The sequence below is a fragment of the Sphingomonas sp. genome (assembly GCF_035317925.1).
Taxonomy (GTDB): domain Bacteria; phylum Pseudomonadota; class Alphaproteobacteria; order Sphingomonadales; family Sphingomonadaceae; genus Sphingomonas_I.
This window is the reverse complement of record NZ_DATHFV010000105.1, coordinates 1-3,009: the sequence shown is the minus strand read 5'-3', so window position 1 is coordinate 3,009 and position 3,009 is coordinate 1. Positions and strand designations below refer to the sequence as shown.

Below are 3,009 nucleotides of genomic sequence, written 5' to 3'. Positions count from 1 at the left end.
GAACATGTCGAAGCGGGCGGCGGAAATTCTCAAGGACGATATGGAAGCGCGCGGTCCGGTGAAACTCACGGATGTCGAGGCGGCGCAGAAGGAGATCATCGTGATCGCTCAGCGCATGGCCGAAGAAGGCACGATCAGTCTTGGCGGCAAAGGGGCCGGCGAATTTGTCTGACGCCAACTCAAAGGCGGCGGCGACTGTCGCATTGTGGGCGGCACCCGAGATGGAGAGCCCGCCCGCACAGCAAAGAATGGCCACCGTGGGCGGTCTCGCCGATCTGCAGGCGGAAGCGCACAAAGAGGCCTTCGAGCAGGGCCTCGCCGAGGGCCGCGAAGCGGGGCGCGCCGAAGTGCAGGCACAGGTGGATCGGCTGGCCGGCATGTTTTACGACCTGGCCAAACCATTTGACGTTCTCGATGCAGAGGTGGAGCGGGAACTGCTCACGCTGGCCATGGCGTTGGCGCGGCAAATCGTGCGCCGCGAACTCAAGACCGATCCGACGCAGATCATCGGCATCATTCGCGAGGCCATTGCCGCCTTGCCGGTGGCGACGCGCGATATACGGGTGCACTTGCACCCGGAGGATGCCGCGGTGGTCACACAGCACCTGGCCCCCACGGAAAAAGAGCGCGCATGGACCATCGTCGAAGATCAGCTGATGGCGCGCGGCGGATGCCAGATCATGACCGTCACCTCGCGCATCGACGCCCGTCTGGAGACGCGGCTCGGCAGCATTTTGAGCGACTTGTTGGGCACGGAGCGCCACGCCACGACGCCGCGCGGCGGGTCGAATGATCGAGCCTAGCATTGCCGGTCTCAAGCCGAAGAAGTGGCTGGAGGCGCTGGTTCAAGCGCGCGAGCGCATGGCGAGCACGCCCGAATTCGTGGTCGAAGGCACGCTCAATCGCATGGTCGGCATGACCTTGGAAGCGGTGGGATGCGAGGCGGCGGTGGGCGGGCGCTGCCTGGTCGACACCGCGGAAGGCAAACAAATCGAAGCGGAAGTCGTCGGCTTCTCCGGCGACAAATTATTTTTGATGCCCACCGGCGACATCCGCGGCCTGATGCCCGGCGCGCGCGTCATCCCGACGCACAGCGAGTCCTCCGTTGCGGTCGGAGACGAATTGCTGGGCCGAGTGTTGGACGGCGCGGGCCGGCCGCTCGACGGAATGGGCGAATTGCGCTGCACGGATCGTGTGTCATTGACGGGCGAGCCCCTGAATCCTCTCATGCGGCGCGCGATCCGAGACCCGCTCGATGTGGGCGTGCGCTCGATCAATGCGTTGCTCTCGGTCGGCGGCGGACAGCGCATCGGCCTGTTTGCGGGATCCGGCGTGGGCAAGTCCGTGCTGCTCGGCATGATGACTCGATATACCAAGGCCGATGTGACCGTGGTCGGCTTGATCGGCGAGCGCGGCCGCGAAGTCCAGGACTTCGTCAGCAATACCCTGGGGCCCGACGGCATGCGGCGGGCGGTGGTCGTCGCCACGCCGGCCGACAATCCGCCGCTGATGCGCCTGCACGGGGCGTGGTTGGCGACAGCCATTGCCGAGTACTTTCGCGATCGGGGCCTGAAGGTTTTGCTGCTGCTCGATTCATTGACGCGCTTCGCGCAAGCGCAGCGCGAAATCGCGCTGGCCATCGGCGAGCCTCCCGCGACCAAGGGCTATCCGCCGTCGGTGTTCGCGCGTTTGCCGCAACTCGTTGAGCGTGCCGGCAACAGCGACCGCGGCGTGGGATCGATCACCGCTTTCTATACCGTGCTGGTGGAAGGAGATGATCAGAACGATCCGATCGCCGACGCGGCACGCGCCATCTTGGATGGGCACATCGTGTTGTCGAGGCGCTTGGCGGAGAACGGCCTGTACCCGGCCATCGATGTCGAGGCCTCGATCAGCCGCGCGATGCATCAAATCGCCCCGCGCGAACAGCTTGATCTCGCGAACCGCTTCCGGCAGGTGTATTCCACCTATCAGCAGAATCGCGACCTCATTACCGTGGGTGCCTATCGGCGCGGCTCGGACGCACGCGTGGATTTGGCCGTCGAGCAGTGGCCGAAAATGCTCGAATTCCTGCGTCAGGACATGTACGAACCGGTGGGAATCGAACGAAGTTACGCGGATCTGAAGCAACTCGTGACGCAGTTCTCGGCGCCCCCGACGGCAACCGGCCGATAGTGAGCCTGCCATGATGAAGTCCAAGCGATTCGAGCCGATTCAAGAGATCGCCGCAACCTCCGCGAAGGACCTGAGCCGTGCCATGGCCGAAGCGGGGCGCAAGGTCGCTGATTTGGAGCGTCAGCTCGAGCAGCTCCAGGCGTACCGCGACGAATACGTGCGCAACTCCACTCAGTCCGCCGGCGCCATCGATGCCGTCAAGCTGCAGAACTATCGTTCGTTCCTCGATCGATTGGGATTGGCACTGAATCAGCATATGAAATCGCTCGATAGCGCCCGCAGGGAGTTCGAGAAACGGCGTGCGCAGTGGAGCGAGAAACGCATTGAAGCCGAATCCTTGAATCGGGTGATCGACCGCTTTCGCCAAGAAGAACAGCGTGCCGCGGACGGGCGCGAACAGCGCGAAGGCGATGACGCCGCGATGCGCTGGATGCTGGCGGCGCGCGCCGACACGGGGAACGCTTAAGCCGGCGTGATATTCTCGGCGGGATGGCCAGCATTTGGGTGGACGCCGACGCCTGTCCCGGCGTAATCAAAGAAATTCTGTTTCGCGCCGCGAAACGTACCGGCGTAGACGTCACGCTCATCGCCAATCAAGCCCTGCAAGTTCCAAGAATTCCAAGCGTTCGCGCCGTGCAGGTATCCGCCGGATTCGATGTCGCCGATGCCGAGATCGTCAAACGCATCATCGCGGGTGATCTTGTGGTCACGGCCGATATCCCGTTGGCGGCCGACGTCATCGCGAAGGGCGCGGAGGCGCTCAATCCGCGCGGTGAGCGCTATTCGCCCGACACCATACGCGGGGTTCTGGCGATGCGTGATTTCATGGACACG

At 63.8% G+C, this 3,009-nt stretch carries 5 protein-coding genes; all 5 read left to right on the top strand.

The features are described 5' to 3' along the window. The coding region (locus VK533_RS17210; RefSeq protein WP_349254970.1) for a FliG C-terminal domain-containing protein at nt 1–172 on the top strand (172 nt) is incomplete at its 5' end. Continuing rightward, nucleotides 165–803 (top strand): flagellar assembly protein FliH, encoded by a 639-nt coding sequence (locus VK533_RS07710; RefSeq protein WP_324376282.1) that lies wholly within the window; start codon nt 165–167, stop codon nt 801–803. The genes VK533_RS17210 and VK533_RS07710, both read left to right, overlap by 8 nt. Continuing rightward, nucleotides 790–2,175: a flagellar protein export ATPase FliI gene (fliI, locus tag VK533_RS07705; protein ID WP_324376281.1), complete on the top strand. Its 1,386-nt coding sequence runs from the start codon at nt 790–792 to the stop codon at nt 2,173–2,175. Before VK533_RS07710 ends, fliI begins: the two co-directional genes overlap by 14 nt. Before the next feature lie 10 nt (nt 2,176–2,185). Continuing rightward, nucleotides 2,186–2,641 carry a flagellar export protein FliJ gene (fliJ, locus tag VK533_RS07700; RefSeq protein WP_324376280.1) on the top strand — a complete coding sequence of 152 codons (456 nt, stop codon included), beginning with the start codon at nt 2,186–2,188 and terminating at the stop codon, nt 2,639–2,641. 23 nt (nt 2,642–2,664) lie between these two features. Then, nucleotides 2,665–3,009: YaiI/YqxD family protein (locus VK533_RS07695; RefSeq protein WP_324376279.1), on the top strand; the 345-nt coding region annotated here is incomplete at its 3' end.

Bases quoted from the DNA above. Each gene is read 5' to 3' on its own strand.
- fliI (WP_324376281.1), top strand. From the start codon at position 790: ATGATCGAGCCTAGCATTGCCGGTCTCAAGCCGAAGAAGTGGCTGGAG.
- fliJ (WP_324376280.1), top strand. From the start codon at position 2,186: ATGATGAAGTCCAAGCGATTCGAGCCGATTCAAGAGATCGCCGCAACC.